This window comes from Thermogladius sp. 4427co (assembly GCF_051933805.1).
Classification (GTDB): Archaea; Thermoproteota; Thermoprotei_A; order Sulfolobales; family Desulfurococcaceae; genus Thermogladius.
This window is the reverse complement of sequence record NZ_CP196893.1, coordinates 851,081-874,088: the sequence shown is the minus strand read 5'-3', so window position 1 is coordinate 874,088 and position 23,008 is coordinate 851,081. Positions and strand designations below refer to the sequence as shown.

The 23,008-nt window shown below is 43.8% G+C and carries 27 protein-coding genes; 12 read left to right on the top strand and 15 right to left on the bottom strand.

Annotation, left to right across the window (positions count from 1 at the left end; genetic code table 11):
- The first annotated feature begins 9 nt into the window (after positions 1 to 9).
- Genes ACSU1N_RS05015 through ACSU1N_RS05005 form a run of 3 tightly spaced genes read left to right on the top strand, consistent with a single transcriptional unit; the run spans position 10 to position 3,177 of the window.
- Entirely contained in the window at positions 10 to 807 is a 798-nt protein-coding gene (locus ACSU1N_RS05015; RefSeq protein ID WP_440059150.1) for an aldo/keto reductase, read from the top strand.
- A 47-nt stretch (positions 808 to 854) separates the two neighbouring features.
- Positions 855 to 2,027 carry a radical SAM protein gene (locus tag ACSU1N_RS05010; protein WP_440059149.1) on the top strand — a complete coding sequence of 391 codons (1,173 nt, stop codon included), beginning with the start codon at positions 855 to 857 and terminating at the stop codon, positions 2,025 to 2,027.
- 25 nt (positions 2,028 to 2,052) lie between these two features.
- The gene (locus ACSU1N_RS05005) at positions 2,053 to 3,177 is read left to right on the top strand and encodes a radical SAM protein (RefSeq protein ID WP_440059148.1); all 1,125 of its coding nucleotides are present in this window, start codon (positions 2,053 to 2,055) and stop codon (positions 3,175 to 3,177) included.
- On the opposite strand, the gene ACSU1N_RS05000 is transcribed toward ACSU1N_RS05005, so the two are convergent.
- On the bottom strand, positions 3,165 to 3,704 hold the full coding sequence (locus tag ACSU1N_RS05000) for a DUF998 domain-containing protein (protein ID WP_440059147.1): 540 nt from the start codon (positions 3,702 to 3,704) through the stop codon (positions 3,165 to 3,167). The two genes, ACSU1N_RS05005 and ACSU1N_RS05000, sit on opposite strands and share 13 nt — an antisense overlap.
- A gap of 53 nt (positions 3,705 to 3,757) precedes the next feature.
- Here ACSU1N_RS05000 and ACSU1N_RS04995 point away from each other — a divergent pair, with 53 nt between their 5' ends.
- The gene (locus tag ACSU1N_RS04995) at positions 3,758 to 4,264 is read left to right on the top strand and encodes a COG2426 family protein (protein WP_440059146.1); all 507 of its coding nucleotides are present in this window, start codon (positions 3,758 to 3,760) and stop codon (positions 4,262 to 4,264) included.
- 7 nt (positions 4,265 to 4,271) lie between these two features.
- On the opposite strand, the gene ACSU1N_RS04990 is transcribed toward ACSU1N_RS04995, so the two are convergent.
- The 7 genes from ACSU1N_RS04990 to ACSU1N_RS04960 all read right to left on the bottom strand — a co-directional run bounded on the left by ACSU1N_RS04990 (position 4,272) and on the right by ACSU1N_RS04960 (position 11,626).
- On the bottom strand, positions 4,272 to 5,384 hold the full coding sequence (locus ACSU1N_RS04990; protein ID WP_440059145.1) for a M42 family metallopeptidase: 1,113 nt from the start codon (positions 5,382 to 5,384) through the stop codon (positions 4,272 to 4,274).
- A 97-nt stretch (positions 5,385 to 5,481) separates the two neighbouring features.
- Entirely contained in the window at positions 5,482 to 6,813 is a 1,332-nt protein-coding gene (locus ACSU1N_RS04985) for a DUF58 domain-containing protein (protein ID WP_440059144.1), read from the bottom strand.
- A 4-nt stretch (positions 6,814 to 6,817) separates the two neighbouring features.
- Positions 6,818 to 8,284, bottom strand: coding sequence for a hypothetical protein (locus ACSU1N_RS04980; protein WP_440059143.1), 1,467 nt, complete (start codon positions 8,282 to 8,284; stop codon positions 6,818 to 6,820).
- The gene (locus ACSU1N_RS04975; RefSeq protein WP_440059142.1) at positions 8,262 to 8,498 is read right to left on the bottom strand and encodes a hypothetical protein; all 237 of its coding nucleotides are present in this window, start codon (positions 8,496 to 8,498) and stop codon (positions 8,262 to 8,264) included. Before ACSU1N_RS04975 ends, ACSU1N_RS04980 begins: the two co-directional genes overlap by 23 nt.
- Positions 8,495 to 9,565 carry a hypothetical protein gene (locus ACSU1N_RS04970; RefSeq protein WP_440059141.1) on the bottom strand — a complete coding sequence of 357 codons (1,071 nt, stop codon included), beginning with the start codon at positions 9,563 to 9,565 and terminating at the stop codon, positions 8,495 to 8,497. Before ACSU1N_RS04970 ends, ACSU1N_RS04975 begins: the two co-directional genes overlap by 4 nt.
- Position 9,566: 1 nt before the next feature.
- Positions 9,567 to 10,604: a DUF4129 domain-containing protein gene (locus ACSU1N_RS04965; RefSeq protein WP_440059140.1), complete on the bottom strand. Its 1,038-nt coding sequence runs from the start codon at positions 10,602 to 10,604 to the stop codon at positions 9,567 to 9,569.
- 89 nt (positions 10,605 to 10,693) lie between these two features.
- A complete protein-coding gene (locus ACSU1N_RS04960) occupies positions 10,694 to 11,626 on the bottom strand; it encodes an AAA family ATPase (RefSeq protein ID WP_440059139.1) in 933 nt (310 codons plus the stop codon).
- Between the two features lie 96 nt (positions 11,627 to 11,722).
- On the opposite strand from ACSU1N_RS04960, the gene ACSU1N_RS04955 reads away from it, so the two are divergent.
- Positions 11,723 to 12,250 carry a winged helix-turn-helix transcriptional regulator gene (locus ACSU1N_RS04955; RefSeq protein ID WP_440059138.1) on the top strand — a complete coding sequence of 176 codons (528 nt, stop codon included), beginning with the start codon at positions 11,723 to 11,725 and terminating at the stop codon, positions 12,248 to 12,250.
- 22 nt (positions 12,251 to 12,272) lie between these two features.
- Here ACSU1N_RS04955 and ACSU1N_RS04950 read toward each other — a convergent pair whose 3' ends face one another.
- The 6 genes from ACSU1N_RS04950 to aspS form a co-directional block, all read right to left on the bottom strand.
- Positions 12,273 to 12,524, bottom strand: coding sequence for a hypothetical protein (locus ACSU1N_RS04950; protein ID WP_440059137.1), 252 nt, complete (start codon positions 12,522 to 12,524; stop codon positions 12,273 to 12,275).
- Complete coding sequence (locus ACSU1N_RS04945; protein WP_440059136.1) at positions 12,524 to 13,345, bottom strand: hypothetical protein; 822 nt, start codon at positions 13,343 to 13,345, stop codon at positions 12,524 to 12,526. The genes ACSU1N_RS04950 and ACSU1N_RS04945 overlap by 1 nt, the downstream gene beginning before the upstream one ends.
- Positions 13,346 to 13,474: 129 nt before the next feature.
- The gene (locus ACSU1N_RS04940) at positions 13,475 to 14,134 is read right to left on the bottom strand and encodes an adenylate kinase (RefSeq protein ID WP_440059135.1); all 660 of its coding nucleotides are present in this window, start codon (positions 14,132 to 14,134) and stop codon (positions 13,475 to 13,477) included.
- A 22-nt stretch (positions 14,135 to 14,156) separates the two neighbouring features.
- Positions 14,157 to 15,302, bottom strand: coding sequence for an inositol-3-phosphate synthase (locus ACSU1N_RS04935; protein WP_440059134.1), 1,146 nt, complete (start codon positions 15,300 to 15,302; stop codon positions 14,157 to 14,159).
- Entirely contained in the window at positions 15,302 to 15,664 is a 363-nt protein-coding gene (locus tag ACSU1N_RS04930) for a PadR family transcriptional regulator (RefSeq protein ID WP_440059133.1), read from the bottom strand. Before ACSU1N_RS04930 ends, ACSU1N_RS04935 begins: the two co-directional genes overlap by 1 nt.
- 179 nt (positions 15,665 to 15,843) lie before the next feature.
- Positions 15,844 to 17,097 carry an aspartate--tRNA(Asn) ligase gene (gene aspS / locus ACSU1N_RS04925; RefSeq protein WP_440059131.1) on the bottom strand — a complete coding sequence of 418 codons (1,254 nt, stop codon included), beginning with the start codon at positions 17,095 to 17,097 and terminating at the stop codon, positions 15,844 to 15,846.
- Between the two features lie 265 nt (positions 17,098 to 17,362).
- Between aspS and ACSU1N_RS04920 the strand changes: the two genes are divergently transcribed.
- Entirely contained in the window at positions 17,363 to 17,974 is a 612-nt protein-coding gene (locus tag ACSU1N_RS04920) for a hypothetical protein (RefSeq protein ID WP_440059130.1), read from the top strand.
- A 15-nt stretch (positions 17,975 to 17,989) separates the two neighbouring features.
- On the opposite strand, the gene ACSU1N_RS04915 is transcribed toward ACSU1N_RS04920, so the two are convergent.
- Complete coding sequence (locus tag ACSU1N_RS04915; protein WP_440059129.1) at positions 17,990 to 18,340, bottom strand: hypothetical protein; 351 nt, start codon at positions 18,338 to 18,340, stop codon at positions 17,990 to 17,992.
- Positions 18,341 to 18,455: 115 nt separating this feature from the next.
- On the opposite strand from ACSU1N_RS04915, the gene iorA reads away from it, so the two are divergent.
- From iorA to ACSU1N_RS04885, 6 genes are read left to right on the top strand one after another with little or no spacing between them, the layout of a single operon-like run.
- A complete protein-coding gene (gene iorA / locus ACSU1N_RS04910; RefSeq protein ID WP_440059128.1) occupies positions 18,456 to 20,396 on the top strand; it encodes an indolepyruvate ferredoxin oxidoreductase subunit alpha in 1,941 nt (646 codons plus the stop codon).
- Positions 20,397 to 20,412: 16 nt separating this feature from the next.
- Positions 20,413 to 21,030 (top strand): indolepyruvate oxidoreductase subunit beta, encoded by a 618-nt coding sequence (locus tag ACSU1N_RS04905; protein WP_440059127.1) that lies wholly within the window; start codon positions 20,413 to 20,415, stop codon positions 21,028 to 21,030.
- The gene (locus ACSU1N_RS04900; protein ID WP_440059126.1) at positions 20,999 to 21,205 is read left to right on the top strand and encodes a hypothetical protein; all 207 of its coding nucleotides are present in this window, start codon (positions 20,999 to 21,001) and stop codon (positions 21,203 to 21,205) included. The genes ACSU1N_RS04905 and ACSU1N_RS04900 overlap by 32 nt, the downstream gene beginning before the upstream one ends.
- A gap of 10 nt (positions 21,206 to 21,215) precedes the next feature.
- Positions 21,216 to 21,728, top strand: coding sequence for a hypothetical protein (locus ACSU1N_RS04895; RefSeq protein WP_440059125.1), 513 nt, complete (start codon positions 21,216 to 21,218; stop codon positions 21,726 to 21,728).
- Positions 21,674 to 22,624 (top strand): iron-sulfur cluster loop, encoded by a 951-nt coding sequence (locus ACSU1N_RS04890; RefSeq protein WP_440059124.1) that lies wholly within the window; start codon positions 21,674 to 21,676, stop codon positions 22,622 to 22,624. Before ACSU1N_RS04895 ends, ACSU1N_RS04890 begins: the two co-directional genes overlap by 55 nt.
- On the top strand, positions 22,612 to 22,998 hold the full coding sequence (locus ACSU1N_RS04885; RefSeq protein WP_440059123.1) for a PolB1-binding protein PBP2 family protein: 387 nt from the start codon (positions 22,612 to 22,614) through the stop codon (positions 22,996 to 22,998). The genes ACSU1N_RS04890 and ACSU1N_RS04885 overlap by 13 nt, the downstream gene beginning before the upstream one ends.
- The last annotated feature ends 10 nt before the right edge of the window (positions 22,999 to 23,008 follow it).

Below are 23,008 nucleotides of genomic sequence, written 5' to 3'. Positions count from 1 at the left end.
GGTGGTTCTATGTCCGTGGAATGGAAGATTATAGGAGATGATAAGGTTTCTGCGATTGGTCTAGGAACCTGGGCTATTAGAAACTACGACCAAGCTTATAACGCCTATCTATATGCTTTGACAAACGGTATCAACAATATTGATACTGCTGAAATGTATGATAGTGGAAGAGCTGAAGAATTTGTTGGACGGCTGGTCCACGCGGTTGGCCGCGATAATATATTTATAACAACTAAGATACTGCCCGACAGGCTGATCGATAAAGACCTGGTTCTTAAAGCGGGTAGAGCAGCTTTAAAAAGGCTGGGGGTTGACTACGTCGACCTCTACCTTATACACTGGCCTAATAGGAATCTCAGTATTGAAGAGCAGGTTAGAAATTTTGAAATACTGGCAAAAGAAGGCTTGACAAGGTATATTGGCGTAAGCAATTTCAACGTATACGAATTAGACAAGGCTATACACTCTCTCGCCAGGGAGAGGATAGTTGCTGTCCAGTTACACTATAGTATCCTACATAAGTCCGAGGTAGAAAACGAGATGCTCGACTACTGCCGTAGAAACAATATCGCGATCCAGGCATATACCCCTCTGGAGAGAGGTGCTGTAGCAGGACACCCTGTTGTCAAGCAGGTAGCTGACAAATACGGGAAGACTCCTATCCAGGTAGCTTTAAACTATCTGATAAGCCAGGGTAATGTAATACCGATACCTAAAGCAGAGAAGATTGAACACGTGAAGGAGATACTAGGCTCGATGGGCTGGAGGATGGATGTTAAAGACCTGGAAATACTTAGAGGGATCTGATCAAACGATAAAGGTTGTAGCCGGTTTTTGACTCGCGAGGAACTCTAATGGGATTAATCGATATAGACATCCTTTTGAAGGAAAAAGAGAAACTCTTAAACCTAATAGGTAGTAGGCTGAGCGATAGAGAGAAGTATGAGGCTCTAAACGACTTCCATGCTAGACGTAAGCCTAGACCCTGCGGTCTAACAATCCATACTTCAATTGGCTGCCCCATGAGGTGTAGGTACTGCTATATTTACGATATGGGTTTCAACGAGATTGCTAAACCTTATCCTTTGAGCGGGTTACAGCTAGCGTATGCTCTCTTATCCAATAAATACTTCATACCAACTATTCACGGAACATACCTAGCCATAGGGAGTGTATCAGAGCCCTTCCATCCTGTCGCTAGAGAGAAGGCTTTCGAGTATATTCAGGTAATCTACGAGTACCTAGGTAATCCCACACAGTTCTCTACAAAGTCCTATATCAGTAGGGGCGATTCGTCGAAACTAGCCTTCTTGAGCAGAGGGCTGATCTCCCCGCTCGTTTCGATAACAACATTGAGTATGTGGCGAGAGCTCGAACCATATGCTCCCAGCCCCGAGAAAAGGTTTGAAACAATCCGGAACCTTCGAGAAGCTGGTTTAAAACCATTTGTTTTTATCAGGCCGATCATGCCGGGGGTTACCGAGAGGGATTATAGAGAAATCCTGGAACATGCTAGAGAACACGGGGCTATTGGTGTAGTGGCAGGAACGCTAAGAGTCACTAAGAGAATTATTAGGGAGCTTTCCGAAGCCGGCTTGAATATAAGAGAGATATTGAGAAGGTCGAGAGTTCCATTGGAGAAAATGAAAGAGGGTATCCAGTACGATATATACACTGAGGATATTAAGCAAGCTATCCGGGAGTACGCTGGAAAAATAGGTCTGTTATTCTTCCCGTCAGCTTGCATGGCGAATCTATATACCCACGGCTTAGCATGCTGGAGAATGACCTTGTATGGTGTGAGCAGCAGGGATCTGATAAAGCCTGAGGAAGGAGAGGTATATGCTTTCTTGAGGGAGCACGGTTTTGAACCAAGGCTTGTGAAGGTACATAGGGCCTCGCTATATGTGAGAGGCTCTTGTAGGGGTTGTGATAAAGACCTCGTATATGAGTTTCTTCTCCACAGGTATAAAATATGCCCTAAACTAGATACCGCTAGCTGGACCGGTTTGTTTAATCCGGTGTAATCGCAAAGTCTTCTAGTGGGTGGAGATGGGTAGGTGTCGTTACTGCGGTAGGACTGCTGTAACAGTATCCGACACTATTGGCGCATGTGTAGATTGTATTAGAAGCAATCGAGAGGCTCTTGCCAGGGTTCTAGAAGTCCACTCTAAGATAAGAGGCGAGCTCGGCAAGCCCACCGTAGAATTAGAAGAAGGGGTTAAATGCGTTATCTGTGGACGTGGGTGCCACCTAGGGCCTACACCTGGTTATTGCGGGATAAGATATTCCCTGGGAGGTGTAGTAAGAAGCCCTATAGGTCCGGATGAGATACTAGGATTCTACTACTACGACCCACACCCTACTAATTGCGTAGCTGTAGAAGTATGCCCAGCTGCTAAAGGAATAGGCTATCCGAGATACGCGTTGAAAACAGATGGTGAAAAAGGGTACTATAATATAGCTGTCTTCGTTGGAGCGTGCAACCTAAACTGCTTGTACTGCCAGAACTGGGAGCACCATCTGATCACTGTTAGGAAGAAGCCAGTACTAAGAGTCTCCGACTTAGTAGACTCGGTGAACCATAAGACTACGTGCGTCTGTTTCTTCGGGGGAGACCCTTCGGTATTTTCAACAACTTTGATTCAAGCTGCTAGGAAAATGGTTGAGAGAGCGAAGGAGTTAGGGCTCAAAGTTTTCAGGGTGTGCTGGGAGACCAATGGCTTGTGGAATCCTATGTTATTAGATAAAGCCGTTGAACTATCTCTCGAAACAGGGGGTATTGTAAAGATCGATTTTAAAGCCTGGAGTCCCGAAGTATACTCTGCTCTAACCGGTATCAGACCCGAGCTGGTCGAGTTGATCAGGGAGAATATCAGAAGGGTTGCTAAACGCTTCAACGAGAGGAAGGATCCACCATTGCTCGTTATCTCAACACTCCTAGTTCCGGGCTATATAGATGAGTATGAGATCGATAATATGACCAGGTTCATAGCGGATTTGAATAATGAGATACCATACGTCTTCCTAGGCTTCCACCCTGATTTCCGCCTAACCGATCTTCCTACAACAAGCTGGCACCATGCTCTCAAAGCTGTTGAAATAGCTAGGAGGAATGGGTTGAAAAGAGTCTTCGTAGAGAACACTTTCCTCCTAGGCTACGACTACCGCCTGTAGGCGCAGTAGTATTGCGAGTCGAGCGTTATGGTAGCCAGAGCTGAGACTAGTGTGAAGAGTTCTGGAATCGCTGCCCCAGGGGGATATCTCACTGTGAAATGAGCTATCCAGAGGGCAAGACTCACTATTAAAAGCCCTGATAGGATATAACCTTTCAACGATCTCCATGCTGCGTGCAAGAGTATGTATACTATTAGGAGCAGGAAGAATACCACGGACACGTAGAAGTGTATACTATGATAGTCCTCCGGATAGACGCCTATGAGATTCAGGAAGAATCCCGCTAACCCGATTAAAACCCTCTTAAAACGCTCGAGCCTCAATAATTTGGTCTGGGAAAATAGTATCATTACAATACCGCTCGAGGCTACGACACCGTTGAATGCTACCGCTATATAGCCGTTTTCCATCCTGCCGAGGTCGCTGAGAGCGTTCGAGTAGAAACTAAACCATTCTACGCTCAAAGCAATTACTACAACAGCTAGCAGGAGGGCTGTGAATAATGAAGCATATATATAGCATTTCATATGACCAACCTATTTTTAAAATCAGCCCCGTAATTAAAAATCTTGGTGGTGTTATGGCAAGCGACATTGCCGGCTTGATATATGTTTTCATCGTAGCTTTCATGCCGGTGACGGAAGTAAGGGGTGCGATCCCGCTAGCCTACATATTGTTCGGTTCTAGGACGGACATGTATATTATCGCGCTAGCCGTCGCCCTAGCAGGGAATATGGTTATCGCCCCTGTCGTTATATACGTACTAAGACTGATAGAGAAAACGGTAATAAACAAGGGTAGAGCCGGCATATTATCGAAAATATACACGCGAGTAGTCGACTACGCTAAGAGCAGGTTGAAGGGGTATGAGAAGCTTAGTTTCATAGGCCTAGCTGTATTTGTAGCGATACCCCTGCCTGGGACAGGGGCGTGGACTGGGTCTATAATCGCGCATATAATCGGGATGGATGCTAGGAAAGCTGTCTTAAGCGTGAACCTTGGAGTGCTAGGGGCTTTTATTATAGTGCTAGCTGTGGTAGAATTAGGGATTCAAGCACTGAAAACCATATTTGGAATAGGTTATTAACATAATTCTACTTTATAATCTTCATCTTGAGACTGCTAAGCCATTCGACGCTCGCTTTCTCAGCGAAACGTTTGGTTAAGACTATAGAGTATGCTACATCGTTTAAATCAACCACCTCTGTCGGCGAATGAATATACCTGGCCGGTATAGATATTACGCCCGACGGAACACCTTCTTTATTTAATGCTATTATGGAAGCATCTGTTGTCCCTCCAGGTATGATTTCGAGTTGGTACGGTATCTTCTCTTCATCAGCTATCTTAACGAGGAAATTCAGTATCTCGGGGTGTGTGATAAGTCCTGAAGCATTCCTCCCATCAGCTATTTTAATCGCCGGCCCTTTGCCGAGTCTAGTGAACTGCTCGCTTTTAGCCACACCTGGGAAATCGCTTGCTATCGTGACATCTAACGCTAAAGCTGCATTAGGGGATATTGCGTAAGCCGCTGTCCTAGCGCCTTTTAAACCAACTTCTTCTTGTACAGTTGCTACGGCGTACACGTCGGCTTCGTTATTCTCGATCAACTGAAATGCTCTGATCATGACAGCTAAGCCCGCCCTGTCGTCGAATGCTTTCCCAGTGACCCTATCGCCTGCAAGTCTCTCAATACTCCTATCGAATACGGCAACATCACCTATTCTAACCCCCATCTTCTCAACCTCCTCCTTAGATGAGGCCCCAATATCTATAAACAATTCCTTCATCTCTGGTATTTTCTGTGCTTCCTCGGGCTTTACAACATGCGGTGGTTTCAGACCTATAACGCCTCTCAATACCTTACCGGTTCGGGTCAGGACGATAACCCTCTGGTGGAGTAATGTCCTCTCTAGGACTCCGCCTATCGGCGTAACCCTCAGGAACCCATCGTCTTCAATATATGAGATAAACAGCCCGATCTCATCCATGTGAGCTGCTAGCATAATACTAGCTCCCGATCTCGAACCCTTCTTTAACGCTATCACATTCCCTAGCGAGTCGATCCAGATTCTGTCCGCAGATTTCTCTAACTCTTCTACTACGATATTATGAAGATTTGATTCAAAACCGCTCGGAGCATGGACACTTGTTAATTTCTCAAGGAGTCTAAAGGATTCTTCTTTAAGCCTGCTTATATCGACCATTAAACCCACCAGCCAATATAGGGATAGAGGTCAATAAATTGAATTACGTATAAAATTTAAAAACATTACCAGGTTTCTCACGGTCCTAGTTTAACGATTATTTTAACCTGTACTGCTCGATCTTCTGGGCTATTTTAAAAGGTGCGTCGACCGAGGTAACTGTTATCGACGCAATCCCCCTCATTCTAAGAGCCTTAGAAAATTCTGTTTGCTTAGTTGCAAGGTCGAATGTTTTCAACATGTAATAACCACGAGCCCATGGAGGGAGCCCCTGAACATCGTATGAGGTTGCTACAGGGTTGACTACGTAAACTATGTTACCCATATTCCTTAGCTCTTCTGATAGTTTCGACACCGCCTCGAAGTATTCTTTGGAATCGATAACTGTGGTTATGAAAATAATATTCCGCTCCCTTCTGAGGTTCCTAAGCAAGACGTCTCTAGCTTGCTCCAAGGATTTGCTTCTATCGGCAATAGCTTTTTCATAATCTATACTCGAAACAGCCCTGAGGAATTCTGCCCGAGCGATATGACCTCTATAGAGGCCGTTTGAAGCGAGAATATTACTGTAGCCGAATATGACAAAGCCTATATTATCCCCTCTAACAGCTAAATACGCTACGACTGATGCTAGCGATCTAGCCATGTGCTCGAAAATTGTTTTACCGTAAGGCCCTGTAAGCATTACATTAGATGCGTCCAATAGGATATACACGTTATTCTGCGATTCTTTCTCCATTAACTTTGTAACAAGGCTTCCATACCTAATGCTTTTCCTCCATTCTATGAACTTGGGCTCGTCGCCCGGCCTATACTCCCTAAGGCTATGGAACTCTACCCCATAACCATGTTGCCGTATCCTCGATAACCCCAAAGATCGAGCGTATGCTAGCAGTCTTCTAACTATTGCCGGCGAGTAACTAGGCGGTATCTTAATGTCAACGAATATGTTTCTCGTGAAAACAATACTTCTATATAAGCCGAATACGTCTCGGGCAACAAATTCGACAGGGCCTACTCTAAAACTACCTACTCTACCAGAGCATATTAATCTCACGATAACAGAGCCTTTCCCGGGTACGACGAGGAATCCCCTAGTAGCCCCTTTCGCGAATTTGATGTAAGGAGAGTGTTGGATATTGTATTCTATGAAAGCTAGCGGAAGCCTAGCCGGGTTCTGGACTATCATCCTGATTTCGAAATCCCTGCTGTCGATAGGCATGTCGTATTCAAATTTTATCTCAACATTGCCTAGACTTGAAGCTATATAGGCTACGTAGGTTTTGAACCCGAAAACTAGCGCCGCAAACACCACACCTAGCCCAGTCGTGTAGATATTGTTGTAAATAATTCCCAGGACGATGAAAACGAGTGCTATTAAATACGCGAAAACCGCCCTAGGTGTAGGAGAGATAAGTGTTTCCTCCATTCAACTATCCTCGCGTAATCTTTGTTAAAACCTCCATTTTCAGCAAACTGTAACCTATCCTGCTGAGAATCTCCTCCGTCTCTCTCAGATACTTTCTCGTTGTACGATTCCATGATAAAACTATAGGCCACATGCTCGCTCCTGTAGATCTACTATAGAGCCTGTTCATAGAGTTCAGATATTTCCTAGCTCTCCTGCTCTCTACAACAGCTGATAGGATTCTCTCTAGCGTTGGATCCCTCAGGCTTCTACCGTAAGTTGAAAGCATTATATTATCTACGATTTCGTAGAGCTTCTTAAAGTCTTCACTACTAAGCTTTAGCCTACCACTCAATATAGCGTCTCTAATATCCCTAGCATAACCTACCTCGGCTGTTACGACTTCTTGCAAAGGCTTATCTCTAACCGGCCTCTCCGTCCTAGCCAGGGCTAGTAGGGCTATTAGAGCTATGATGGAAGCTACTAGACTACCGAGGTATTTAGACGATACTACTTCCGATAATAAGTCATTAGTATACTTAACAACCACAGGGAGCCATGTAGATGGGTGGATTATGTTCGCTATCATCAATCCAAGCAGTTCGCTAACCGATAGATAAGTTGGTATGAGTATAAGCGGGTTCCTGATACTTGACAAAGAGATGAGCCTATACCTGCTATTATCTACTACTATCATACAATTCTGCTGACAGACCTGGCGTAGTAATGTTGTAGCAAATTCCCTGTAGGAAGCATTATATTCGATTACCTGGTTGAGGAATATGGATCCATCCGAGAAAATATATGCTATAACGGTTTTGCTAACATTATCATATGACACACGACCCTCCGACCTGACAGCTGCTATATACGTTCTATTCCCAACGCTATAATTCCCTAGAATTTGAACACCGCGTCCTGCGGTAATATAGGAAGCTATATCTAGTGTTAGAGCGAAGGTTTTGTTTCCTATGGTAATGCTAGCTACAGGATGTGGTGGAATAAACTCTTTAGTAGCAGGTATATAGACGACTTCTTCGCCTAGCCCTGGCTGAACCGTTATATTGAAGACCGTGGTCTCCATAATCCTCGCATCAATACCCAGAGATCCTAGAATATAATTCGAAGTACTGTTTTCGTCAGCGATAATGATATACGGATGACTGCATCTAGCCAAGAATTGTGCAACTAACCTAGCGTCGCTGACACTATAGGGTTGTTCAGGCGATATATCGATAAACAAGCAGTATTCCTGCCCCGGTATATTATTTAAGGAGTTTAGATCAGTCACTACATATACCTTACCGAATCCCTCGAGCATAGTTACCAGGCTCGAAGTACCGATATATCCGTTATTCAGAGGAGATGCGCCTACATATACTCCTAGTCCAGGAGGGTTTTTCTCCGCAGCACCTATTAAGGCTATTAATACTAGCAATCCTAGTATGAAGAGTGAGACAAGGCTTTTCTCACTGAGTTTTCTCTCTATCAACACGATACCCCTTTTCGACGGCAAATACGTAGGCCGATAGCCTGAGGACATATATCCCGCTAGATAATAGTGTGAAACCTATTAGAGCCGAGAGGAGGCTTGTAGCGATCAGCCCGGACTGCATATAGCCAATGCTTAATAATAGCATTATGACAGAGAAGATTATTAAGGCCAGTCCTACAGCTAAATATATAGCGAACCTTACAACCCTCAAGGAGCCACACCCATCAGCCTAGGCAGGATTTCGATAATACTATAAAAAGTTAGGTAGTAGTTTTTATACGCGTCTACAGCGTTTATCGACCATGTCGTAAAATCAGGGGCTATCAGTGATTTCACCAGGTCACGGTACTGGATATAAGCGTAGTAAACTCCTCCAGAATACATTAGGGATAGTAGGATTAGAGAAGGATACAATAATTGTAGAGGCGAATCTAGGAAAAGCCTATCTAGCCTGTAGATCGCTATTACAGACAGGATCCAAACGAATAATGCTAAAGCCAGGCTTAATACAATGCTTGAATACTCGCCTAGGAATGAAACATACCTCGATAGTACCGGGCTAACAATGTTGTAGACAGGCTGGTATATAAGAGGCGAGAACAAGCTGGCTACGACCATGGTTTTCAGAGAGCCTAGTACAGGAGAGAACACGATATCTATATCACCGGTATCGCCTAGGACTTGGATCGCTAGATGCGGATTAGGCTTCGCGTAGAGAATAAATATTGTAAAAAACTCTCTTACAACAAATAGCATGTAAATTGTTAGGAAAGTTAGAAGAAGAATCTTATACAGCAGGCTTGAGGATATAATACCCGATAGAAAACTAGTATAAATATTTGTCATGCTGTTAAAATACGCTGTAGCAAGACCTGCTGCCCCTAGCGAGACGATTAAGAATGCTGAGAGAGTAAGGAGCAGCTGTATAATAGATTTAAGGAATTTCTTGGCTCCATAATATGTCCATCCCCACTGGTTTAAGTTGTATAGCGAGAAGAAGGTATCCAGAAACGAGAGAGCGAGAAATCCAGCAACCCCTAGTACCATAAGTTTAAAGTCGTGTGGATTGATGAGAATCGATAGTATAAGAGCTATAGCGTATAACTGAGGCATTACCGTGACTATTGTTGCTACAGATAGGATTAACACCGCAGCCTGGAGAATGGGTTCTAATAGGCTTAACCCAGCCATCCTCGCCGACGGGATGATTATATTAATATTTATCAACGGGAGGACTAGTACTAGGGCTACTACATGCCGTAGTATCTGAATTAACAATCTATGTTTTTCCACGTAATTCACCATATAACCTCCTAGCTTCCTCATCGAGCTCTGAATTCTTTAAGCCCGCATATCTCCTAATCTCATATATTTCTGTGAGCCTGCTGAATATATTGTAAACATTGCCTAAACGACGCTCTACTTTCTTCAGAAACTCCCTATGAGTCTCATAAGGGGAGAAGTCTATTCTAGCTATTTTCTCTATTTCCTCAACGCTCCTCCAGTAGTATAGGACCGCGTCGCCCCAAATCCTTGCTCTTTCAACAATATTAGATAACCTCCTGCTCACCAAGTAGCCTGATATTTTCGAAGATATCACTCCTCTAGCATAATATAGAAGGATTAGCGCCATAAGAGCCGCCGAGAATATTGCGAGGTATAAACCTATAGCTCTAGATAGTGAGCTCCGGATATACATTAATGACGGTAGTATAAATTGGGGATGACCAGCTGTCCCAAACCCTGTGTTTCCGCTTATAGAGAAGTTTAAACTCTTGCCCGTATTAGATAGCTGGTCTCTAATAGACATTAGGAGTTCTAGAGCTGTATTCATAGCTTTATTATCTAATTCTTTAGACAAATCGCTATATCCGTAGTAGCCTGCTATCGCTGATAGCAGTTTTAAAGCTAGCATGTAATCTTCTTGAGATATCTCTCCGTTCAGCAATAATTGGTTTATAAAACTAGATGCTTTCTCTATGTCAGACCTCGACACGTTTCCGCTTGTTAATAGTTTGCTTAGAATATCACGTATAGCAGAATTATTGATCATGTTTATAGCGTTCAGAAGGTCGCTAGCAGAGTAATTACCTGATGCAAGGTAGAAGTATTCGGAGAGAGCTCTAGTAGTTTCATTTACCGATATCCCAGTACTCGGCGAGCTAGTACTCGTGGCTGTTTGATTAGCGAGCGAACTCAATATATTGTAAGCTTCAGCTGCTTGGCCAGCTGTTAGATTACCGTTTCTAAGCGCGTTAATGATTTCATCCAATATGTAATCGGTGCTAGAACCAGTGAAACCAGGTGTATGTCTCAAACTAACTATGTCTTCGGAATACGCTAGTGGGGAGTATGATAACAGGGTTAGAAACAATAAAATGGCCAATAGGTATGGAAAACCGCATCTCACGGTTTAGGCACCGGAACCTTCCTCAAGATATCTTCAATAACTCTAGATGGTGTTATACCTTCTATTTCAAACTCTGGTTTCAATATGAGCCTATGCGCTAGCGTTGGTACAAGGACTTGTTTTACATCGTCTGGGATAACATAGTCTCTTCCTTCTAGGTAAGCGAGTGCTTTAGACATCCTTACGACAGCAATACCAGATCTAGGAGAACCTCCTAGTCTTACAGCTTGATGCTTCCTTGTCTCTTCTATAATCGAGGCTATGTATTGGTATATTGATTCGTCAACTCTAACATCTTTTACTCTCTTAATATCCTCTAGAACTTCCTCCCTAGTAACGACAGGTTTAAGACTCTCCACCCAGGCTTCAATCTCATCTATTCTCCTAAGCATTTCAACAAACCCTTTAGTAGATGGATACCCTGTTTCAATTTTCAAAAGAAATCTATCAAGCTGCGCTTCGGGCAAAGGGAATACGCCTTCCATTTCAACAGGGTTCTGAGTAGCGAGGACCATGAACGGTTCTTCTAATTTATACGTCTCACCCTCGATTGTAACCTGCCTCTCTTGCATTGCTTCAAGTAGGGCGGATTGCGTTCTAGGCGATGCCCTGTTTATCTCGTCTGCTAGAAGTATGTTTGTGAAAATAGGGCCTTTCACAAATTTTAACTCTCCAGCCCTTTGGTCGTAGATTTTATAGCCTAATATATCCATTGGGAGGAGGTCGGGCGTCATCTGAACTCTTTTGAAGTCTAGTGATAACGATCTAGCAATCGATTTAGCAATTGTCGTCTTCGCTACTCCGGGAACCCCTTCTATTAGGGCATGTCCCCTGGCTATTAAACAAGCTAGGAGTAGCTTTACTTCTCTTTCTTTCTCTATCAGATATCCTGAATCTACAAGTAGCTTATAAGCTTTCTTAACACTCATAGCTACTATACCATTGACTAGACACGTATGATAATTAATTATGGATATATCAAGTATATAAAACCGTATGAACAACGATATTACTAGGTTTTGCTTATGAGCGAAGAAAAATACAATGATGGTAGGATTTTTGTATCATGCCTGATTCGTTTCACTAGAGCAAACATATCCGCTATATCTAAAATAACCGGATTAAGCCCTGCCTCTATAAGGAATAGGGTTAGGAGGCTAGTTAGTAAAGGGCTCGTAGACTTCAAACCCTTATTCTCCTCTAAGGTACTTGGCAACGAGGCCGCGCTTATTAGAGTAAGATCCGAGAAGAAAGAAGGATTACTAAAATTTTTGTCATCATGTAATAGAGTAATTGGTGTTATGAATACTAATAGCAACGAAGTTATAGCTATGGTGTATGGACGTGATAAAAACGAGATCGCGAGCCTAGTCTCAGCTATAAAATATCTGTTCGAGGAGATCAGCGAGGTGGAAATACGATATGGAAAACTCCCTTCAGATTTCATGATCCCTCTGAAAAATGACCGGCCGGACTGCTATAAACGTTTCAATCACGAAATCTTTACCAAATACTGTGGGAGCTGCATCCCCGATTTGAAAACGAGCAAGTAATACTTTCTAAAAGCCTGAGGCATTATTCTCCTTCAACCTTGTTTAACAAGTCGCGTAGGTCGTCTCTTAATACCCTAATAGTATAGATGTCTGCCTTCTTCCTAGTTTTAACAATTCTCTTTTTCATAAACGGTGCAACAGCGAGTATTATTCTAGCAGCTTCTTCGAAAAGCTTCCTACCCTCGCTGTTTAAATACTCCATGCTAAAGAAGCTCTCTTCATCTTCGAGAAGCTTGTTAAGTAGTATGAGAGCTTGTTTAAGCTCTTTCTTCATTAATCCACCAAGACTATGCTATCTGTGTGTAGTATTTGAGAAGCTTTTACAGCGATATAATTATTGTTATCTATATCGTAGAATAATATGTAGCCAGCGTAAAACCCATCTACTTCTAGCCTGGAATCAACTACTTCCTCCAGCCTACTTTCTACAGCTGCCTCCAATAGCCTGGGATCGTCGGGCTCTATACGTATAAAGCCAGTGCGTGTTTCCCCAATAGTGGTCGGCTGAATCTTCTTCAAATAAGACGACAATAAGGACGCGTCCCTCGCAGGATCCTGTTTCTTAAGATCCCTGAAGGAGATTTTGAGATGTTCGGAGAAATTAAAAAGCCTACTCATCTTTAACTCATAGCCTCTCGCACTAGAGGAATTCGTAAATTCCCTGAGGACGACTGCCAAGGTATGGGGCTGCTCGCTAATTCTCTCAATAAACCTCCATTTCCTCGTAGATCCTACCTTAATCCTATTGCCGAATACTACCATGTATGAAATATACGAGGCTTCTCCAACTAATTTATCAAGCATGCGGCAGTATTCCAGAGATCTATCTCCTCCAGTGACGAAGCATAGATGGTAGATCGCTCTAGGCGTGTTCTGGTGTGTACGACAGAAACCATGAACAGTCTCTGATTCCCGCGTGCAGTAAGTCCTTGTAAGAGGGTCATCTTTCTCCCTTATATCTGCCGAATGCCAGATGCAGTATTTTGTGAACCCCCTCCTAATTTTAACTTTCCTACCTCTCTCGACGAGTAGTACTCCCCCCTCGCCAACCGGTTGTACTAATAGCCCTTTGAAACCCACCCTATATATTTCCACGTGAAAACTATTTCCGCCTGAGTGCTCTGATAAATAAGCCTGTAGAGAGCGGGTTCTTAATTCCTCAACACGTTGGAAAACTGGGTTATTATATACTAAGCGTAGAATCAAGTTTGACCAGCTTCCTTGCTATAGGCAAGGCTTTAGTTTTAGAATACCCTTCTCGACAAGTATCTTCTCTAGGAGGGGAATGCTCCTATCGCTCCCAATAGTGTTGTCTACTTCTATAAGCAATCTGGCATCCCTGTAGTACTGGATAATTGGGTTAAAGGTCTGGTAGTATACTTGATACCTCCTCCTAATTACTTCTGGTTCGTCATCACTTCTCCTAACTAGTTTAGCACCATCGTAATCACATGTTAAATCGTTTTTCGGGGGGTTATACGTTAGATTATACACTCTTCCGCAGACAGGGCATACATACCTATTACTCAATCTCTTGACAGCTTCTTCTTCACTGATATAGATATGGATTGCCGCATCTATCTTAGTAAACTTCTCTAATTCAACAGCTTGGTTTATAGTCCTCGGGAACCCGTCTAATATGAAGCCTTTCTGCGCGTCTGGTTCTGAAAGCCTCTTTTTAACTACTTCTATTACTATATCATCTGGGACGAGTTCACCTCTATCAAGGTACTCTTTAACCTTCCTCCCTAGCTCCGTCCCTTTAGCTACTTCAGCCCTGAAAATGTCACCGGTACTTATATGCGGGATACAGTATTTCCTTGTGAAATACTCGGAGAAGGTTCCTTTCCCTGCTCCGGGAGGCCCGATTAGGACGATACGCATTAAGACACCCTATCCCTAATATCTAGTCTCTTGGATCTTTTAGCCCTAACCAATCCAGTAGCCTGTAAAACGCTTTAACTTTCGATATAGCTTTGGCTCCCGGCGGCCCCGGTTTCTTCGTATAGAACGCATTGACCTCGTATACCGTCCCATACTTTTTCTTCTCCAAGGCGATCTTGGCGAGTCTTATCATGTCTATCAATACTCCTACTATAGCCGGCTTATCGTTTACCCTCATAATGACATATATCTCGTCTTTGAAATCCCCGAAACTACTATACTCTATTATCATCGCGACAAACTTTTTATCACCCAATGGTTCAAGATAACCCGTAGGCCTTATGTAATTAGGTGCTTCATAGCCTAGGATATCGGAGACCATACTGCTCTTAGTCTTCTTCTTCATAATATTCCTCTCAGGCTCTGTTAAAGCCAGGAAGTCCGTGTTACCACCTATATTGAATTGGGCTATCCCTAGTACCCTCCTATTCCTCTGGTAGAGGTGCTCCAGGAGGTCGGCTGTTAGAGGAGTTGCTCCTGTTGCCGCATCATCCCCGAATACTATAGCGTTACTTGCTTCATACAATTGTATGAAGGCTGCATCGTTCGCGATCGGGGACGGTATAGCGTTGATGAATACAGAAGGCTTTACCTCCTTCGCGTACCGGGCGACCGCGTAAGCGTATGCTTGGGATGCTGATAAATAGCCCTCCCTAACCCTCGCCATCAATTCGTCGAAGCTCCCAATAGGCTCAGCTGGTTCCGTTGTGATCACGTTTACAAATACCTCAGCACCAAGGCTCTTCCACTCTTCGATAAGTGTTTCCACAGCCTTATCAAAGCCAAGCTTCTCTTCCAACCCCTTAGCTTTGTAGGGCAGGCCTTTCAGACTCCCCATGTGGATACCGCGCCTAACCTGGATCTCCTTTAGTTTACCCGGTATTACCGAAGAGTCGAAGAATTCTCTTGCTAGCTCGTAAGCTGTTTTACCTATTTTTCTCTCATCCACGTCATAAGAGCCTACTATTTCGATTTCATCGTATTTCACCGGTATCCAATTCCTCAAAGGGACACCATAGTCAGGTATTTCGTTCCTCTTTAGCCTCTCTAACCCTACTTCAAGATACGAAGCCGCCATGCCCTGCCCTATTATAACAGTCTTTATCATCAGCTCTCACCCTTCAGAAGATTTAATACTTGTTCAATAAACCCCAGGCCGAGTTTAAATGTCTCGATACCTTTCTCACTCACTCTATAAAACGTCTGGTCGCCGCTGCTAACCCTGGTTAACAATCCTTCTCTAGTCATCCTATAGATAACCGTATAGACTGTGATTGCTGGAGGGCTTATCCCGTACTTCTCTTTGATCAATCTACGAATATCGTATGCTCTCAACGGGTTGGGGTTATCGATGAGAACCTTGGTGACGTAAAGCCAAAGGTTCTCGACCGTAAGCTTCCTCTTAAGCCTTTCCAGGGCTTTAACCCTGTCCAATATACCACCGCTGTCTTCTCTTATATTTATCCCCACAAATAAACTTAATTTTCCTAAGACTAACTACTACAGTAAAAAGCGTTCTAAACAGACTTGTAAACATCCTTCAAGAAACAGTCAGTGGATAGAGTTTTCAGGAGCAGCCGGCGGAGTAGTTATGCGGTGTATAGACGTTTCCGAAAATGGTTTGCTAGCGTCGAATGCTGGCTAGGAGGCTAGGGCACTATCCTTGTCCTATCTCTAACGAAAATGATTGCCTCCCTGATATTACTTAGGCCAAGCATCTGCATTATCAGCCTTTCCAAACCTAAACCGAAACCGCCGTGAGGCGGCATACCGTATTTGAATGCTTCCAGATAGAAGTCAAATGATTCGGGATTTAGACCCTTCTGTTTCATCGCTTCTACGAGTTTATCCAGCCTGTGCTCTCTCTGCCCGCCACTAGCTATTTCAAGACCTTTGAAATCGAGGTCGAACTTCCTCGTGTGGAAGCCGTCTTCTTCTCGCATATAATAGAATGCTGTTGAAGACCAGGGGAATCCTACGATAAAGTACAAGTAGTGCCCTTTCTCAGCCATTATCCTACCTAATTCTCTCTCCGCTTGGTCGCTTAAGTCCTCTGTCTCAGATACTTCTACGCCGTTACTCTTGAGGATATCGACGGCTTCTTCAAACCTTAATCGCTTGAAAGGTGTTTCAACCCTGGGTAGTTCTACGCCTAGCTGTTCGAGTTCTTCAGAATTATTCTCCCTAACGTAGTTAATAATGTACGCGACCAGGTTTTCGAGAGTCCTCATAACGTCTTCGACACCCTCTATAAAGCCTTGTTCTACGTCAATACCCCATGATTCGTTCAAATGCCTCGTAGTGTTGAATTTCTCGGCTCTGAAGTAAGGCGTAATCTCGAAGACTCTTGGTATCGAAGCTACAAGCATTTGCTTATAGAGCTGCGGGCTCTGGCTGAGGTAGGCTTCCTTCTCGAAATATTGTACTTTGAATAATGTAGCACCGCCTTCAGCCCCCGCCGCAACTATCTTAGGAGTATGTATCTCCAAGAACCCGTTGCTTAAGAGATATCTACGGGCTGCCTCGATCACGCTCTGCCTGATTCTGAATATTGCTTTCTCAACAGGGTTTCTTAAAAGTAGCCATCTATACTTAATCCTAGTATCTAAGAGCGCGGGCACTTTACCGGCTGGGTCAACGGGCATAGGTTCGAGAGGAGTACTGTACACCTTTAATTCTTTGACAATATATTCGACTCCCCGCTTACTGATCTGTGATGGCGACGGCTCTCCTTCAAAACATACTGCTGTACCTATAGAAAGCTCGCTCAGCATCTTATAGAGTCCTGGGTTAATGTCTTCTTTACCAACTATAACATAAGGTTTGACATCAGATCCGGATACTTCAGCTATAACGACTCTGCCTATACGTTTAATCCTTATAATCCAGCCGCATAACCGCATGCTAAAACACCTAATTACTATAGATCTTAAATTTTTAAGGTCTGGAGGATAATATATATAATAAGCGGCCAAATGCCCTTAAACCTACCCGGAACCGGGGTATAGCCTGCGTAGTGATTTAAACTATCTGGTAATACCCCGGTAATGGGTAGGCAGCCACCTAATAAGGTGGCGGGGCAGGCCAAAACTTTTTCACCTACTTAATTAAGCCTGCGGGTTATTTAGTATTTTTTGAATACTAGAGAATTAGTGGAGGACCAGAAACTTGAGCCCTGATAATGAGAAGAAGCCTAGGCAAGCCAGGTACAAGCCTCTTACAGAATTCTTCAGAGGCTCAAATAAAGAACAGAAAGAGCCCGAGGAGAAGAAGGATTCTATAGATGATTTGATCAAATTCATTGTCGAGGAGAAAAAGAAGAGTGTAAAACCTGAATCCGAGAGCATCCAGGCACCGAAGCAGAGAGCTGAGACCGGGGTTGAGACTAAGTTACCGGCTGAGGTACTTGTGAAAATAGCTGAAAATCCCGTGATAAAGAGGATTGAATGCGATCCGAGCGGTATATGCAAAGACAATATGAAAGTAGGGGATGTATTAAAAGACGATTACGGTATCCAGAGGAAGAGAGGGTTCTTGAACACGACTAGGATGCCTGTTTTCCTCGACTGGGTTTTCGAAAACGCAGTAGCCGAGAGACTAACAGGTAAGACGTTAATGGTTAAGACAGAAAGGGGTTCTCTAGCAGTAATTCCTGACCATTTCCTATGCGAGATGATGTTTAGGTATGGTATTTCTATTCAAGGTTTCGAAGAAAAATGTCGAGACTATAAGCCGTTCATAGGGAGACAGTTTAAAGCAAAGAAAGGGAGGAAAAAATAAAAATCACATATTAACTTATTGCTCAGGAGGTATATAATAGTAGTGCGGCTCTTCTTCACCCATTAGCTTAGGCATCCTCTTCCTTCTCCTCTTCCTAGTCCTCCTCGGCTCCCATTTCATCCCTGGTAGTCCTAGACTCCCATCCGGGTATTCGACTATCTTCTTTAATGCTAGCAAGTGGTTGACTGCTTTCCTAACCCTGTCCTCGCCAGCTAGGCCACTGAACTCCTTAACTATCTCGTCAAAATAGAGTGGACGCCCCTTCTTTCTAATGGCTTCGAGAACCATATCGGGTAATTCTTCGTCTCTCGGGGCTAGGCTGACTATTACATCGTTATCCTCATATATTACCTTCCCGTTGACCATACAACCCACCTAATTGTATAAGTGGGATTGCAGATATTTAAATTTTGATAATAGGCAAATCCCACAATATTTGCCTAAAAATATTATATCACCAACCCTGTTGAATAATCCCTAGGTGACACGTATAGCACTAAAATACCTTGTCGCCGAGAAGGGGTCGAGAGTCCTCCTGCTAGGTAATGAAGCGATTGCGAGAGGGGCTTTAGAAGCCGGGGTATGCTACTTCACAGGCTATCCTGGAACACCTTCAACAGAGATTATAGAATCGGTTGCCGAAGTAGGGAGAGATCTCAATATACTGGTCGAGTGGAGTGTTAACGAAAAAGTAGCTTACGAATCAGCTTACGCAGCAGCAATCAGTGGGGTGAGGAGCCTAACAGCTATGAAACACGTCGGCTTAAACGTTGCCTCTGATATCCTAGTAAGCAGCGGTTACTCGGGTACTAAAGCAGGCTTTGTAGTAGTCTCAGCAGACGACCCTAGTGCGCATAGCAGTCAGAACGAGCAGGATAATAGATGGTACGGGTTTCTAGCGCATATCCCTGTTATAGAGCCTAGCAATGTAGTCGAAGCTTATAGACTAGTCAAGCAAGCAGTACGTATTAGCGAGGAATTCCAGCAGCCGATAATATTCAGGTCTACTACAAGAGTTAGCCATAGTAGGCAGACCCTGGAGTTGGAAGAGGATATAGCACGAGAAAGGAAGTGTACAGGGTTTTTCGACAAGGATATTTCGAGATGGGTTCTTATACCAGCACATGCTAGGAGAATGAAGGAGAGAGCTATCAAAATATGGCGGAGTATTGAAAACAACGACTGGGGGCCCCCACTACTAGAGTTTATTAACCCGGGCAGGGAGAAGGCAATAGTTGCTTCAGGAGTTGCCTATAACTATGTTTCCGAAGCGCTCAGCAAGCTTAATGCCTGGGATGAAGTTAGCGTCCTAAAACTGAACCTGACAGTCCCGGTTCCTGTTAAACCTATCCTGAAACTAGGCGAGTTCGCTAGCGAGATACTAGTAGTTGAAGAATTAGACCCTATCCTGGAAGTTAACATACGTAATATACTAAGCAAGAACGGTATTAGAGCGAGAGTCATAGGCAAGGACTACATACCTGAATCCGGCGAGTTGAGTGTTGAGAGAGTGCTACCGGGAGTGGCTAAATTCCTAGGGAAGAACATCACGCCGCCTAGGCAGGTAGAAGTGGAGTTATCCAGCAAGATCCCTCCGAGACCTCCTGTTATGTGCCCGGGTTGCCCACATAGACTTACATTCTACATCCTGAAAGTGGCTGCCAACAGGATGAGATTGAGGAACGTTATATACACAGGGGATATCGGCTGCTATACGCTAGGCTATCAGAAGCCTTTCGAAACACAAATGACGTGTTTTGAAATGGGGGGTTCTCTAGGGATAGCTCACGGTCTTAGCAAGGTAGTAGGAGACCCGATTATAGCGATAATAGGTGATTCCACGTTCTTCCACGCGGGATTACCCCCATCGGTTAATGTAGTATATAATAGAGGGAGGGTCATGGTAGTCGTACTCGATAATTTAACTACAGCGATGACAGGACACCAGCCCCACCCCGGTACAGGCTATTCAGCCATAGGGGAAAAGGCCCCTGTAGTCGAGATAGAGAGGGTTCTTGAAGCAATTGGTTTCAGAGTCTACGTCATAAACCCGTTGAGGATTAGAGAGTCTATTAATACAGTTGTAGAAGCCTTTAAGCAACTCCTTGAAGGAAAGCCTGTAGCAGTCGTTTCCAGGATGAGATGCTCTCTAGAAGCATATAGACTCGCCAGGAACAGGGAGGTGGATCTCCCTGTTTACACTATAGACCAGGACAAGTGCACTGCCTGCATGGCGTGCGTGAATCTAACAGCCTGCCCTGCTATTATCATTCCCGACAATAGTAGGAAACCAGTCATACTCGAAGACATGTGTCTAGGATGTGGATTATGTGCCTACATATGTCCGTTCCATGCTATAGTAGTCAGTAAAAGAGGTGGAGATGGATGGGAGAGGTTTTACACGGAGAGGAATATAGAGTAGCTTTGGAGGCGATAAATTGAAACCGTTTAATATACTACTTGTAGGCGTCGGAGGGCAGGGGCTTCTAACGCTAGGTAGTTTAATCGCCTGGGCGAGCGCTGAAGCAGGTATCAAAGCCACGGTTGCAGAAACCCACGGCCTAAGTCAGAGAGGGGGTACTCTTTCAGTACACGTTAGATTGAATAACGAATACTCTTCCCTGATACCGCCTGGTGAAACAGATCTGTTAATAGGTTTAGAACTATTAGAAACCCTCAGGTACATATATTACGCCAACCCGGATACCGTTGTGTTATCTAGTAGATTCAGACTGCCCCCGCCTCTCACAAACCCGCCTAGCATAATAGAGGTTGAAGAAGCATTAACCAAGACCTTGAATAAAGTCTATATTGTAGACGCCGACCAGGAAGCCAAGCGAATAACAGGGTCGAGCCTATTCTCGAATACACTACTCTTAGGCATAGCCCTCGGTATCGATAATAGGTTGAGGAGTATACTTGGATTAGAATCCCTGGAGAAAGCTGTAGAGGTTCTATTCAGAGGTAGGGTGAGAGAGCTTAATTTAAGAGCATTAAAATACGGTTATGAAAAAGGGTTGGAGCTTGCAAGAAGGGGGAATCGACGAGATAATTAAAAAAATAGATGAGGCCATAAACGAGATCGATGAGATAGAATCGCTTATAGCGAGGATTTCAACAGACAAAGATGTCACCAAAGGACTGGTTCTACAATTCTACCAGCGAATAATCTCTGTGAGAGAGAAACTGGTTGCAGTCAGGATGAAGATATCCGAGTATAGGCAGAGATAGGAAATTGATCATGATAGGTATTGGATCTAAGAAATATATTAATCTAAGCGATAGAGAACTTATCCATATCGGAAAATTCCTGATAAAAGGCGTTTGCACAGCTGGTTTCATACTGCTCGTAGGACGTGGCGTAGCTGAGTGGATAACCGGGGACTGGTGTATCATAGTAGCTGAGAGAGGATTGGTAAAAATAGATAGAATGGACTGTGCTAAAGTATTCATTACAAGCACGAGGGGGAGGGTTATTGTAAGAGAGCTTAGAACTATCGAGGGCTTTATACAGAAAGCTAATATCGGCATTGTTAAAGGGAGTGAATTAACAATAGGGGGTGAGAGTATTATAGGCTTCCTAGATGCGAAGAAAACTGTTTTCCTAGATCCTCATATAAGATTCGAAGAATACCCTCAAATAGAAGAGACTGTATTTGCTTATAAGATAAAAACTTGGGAAGACTCGGGCGATGGACGATGGAGGTTACTGGTCTCGACGAAAGAACTATCGAGAGAATCGGGAGAATTCTAGTAAAGCACTTTGTAAAAATGGGTAAATTAGATGTATTTGACGAAAGATTTTATCCTTCAAGGAATGCTCCGCCTGAGACTGTAACAAGGTATTTCATGGTTATGGTCGCGATGGATCATAGATTAAGCAGACCCGGAAGGCCGTACGAGGCTTGTCTTGAAGACGGATGTTATCATGGTGCTGACCTATTATATAGGCTAGGCAAGTTAAAGCTTGAAGAAGACCCAGATTTCTACAGCCCAGAGCGCTTATCGAATATCTCTGTAGACGAAGTTGTGAAATGGCTTAGCGTAGGAGAGGCCTCTCCACCCGACCCAGAGGTCAGGGCCTTTCTGTTAAGAGACCTAGGCTTTAAACTACTGAAATTGTATAATGGGAGCGTTCTCGAATTATTAAACAAAAGCAATAACAGGGTAAGAGGCGATTTAGAGAAGCCCGGGCTGGTTGAAAACCTGCGAGTCTTCCGCGCTTTCGAAGACCCTGTCGAGAAGAAGGCTATGCTTCTAGCTAAGTTCCTTAAAGCGAGAGGCTTGTTTAACCCCGTGGACGACTTAGACGTAGCGGTAGATAACCACTTAACGAGGCAGGCGATCAGGCTAGGTATGGTCATGGTTTCCGGAGACCTGTGGAATAGGATCAGGGCAGGTAGAGAGATAAACCCAGATGAAGATATTTGTATAAGGCTCTTGGTAAAGAAGGCGTATAGGCTACTAGCTTCGTATTCTGGGTTGAAGCCTGAGGTAGTTGATGATATATTCTGGCTCCACGGCAGGACTATTTGCTTAAGGGATTCGCCTAAATGCGATGAATGCGTTTTCAGACAGGTTTGCTTAGCGAGAAGGAACAAATCGTTTATGGTGAACGAACCCGTCTTCTATAACACATGGTATTACTAGGGTGGTCTACTCTGAGTAGAGAAGTAAAATTGAAAGATATCCTGAGAATGAACAAGCTTGAAAGAATTGTGATGGAATACTTCGTTAAGAACATCAGCGTAGGCGAGATCATAGCTTTGATAGAGCTTAGAGAAGAAGTAAAGAAGAGAGTTCAGAAAGGGGAGAAAGACCTTGTCCTAGAGCCCGATGATGTGATTATCGAGAGGGAGATTTCTAAGGTAATTTCAAAACTCATAAGCGAAGGATACTTAGAGTACAAGGCAGGAGTCTATAATCTATCGAAAAAACTCATAGAAGAATTAAAGAAGAAGTATGGGAGGCTTGATCCAGGTGTACCGAAGAATATAGCATCTCTCGCCGAGGAAGGCGAGTGATTAAAAGCAC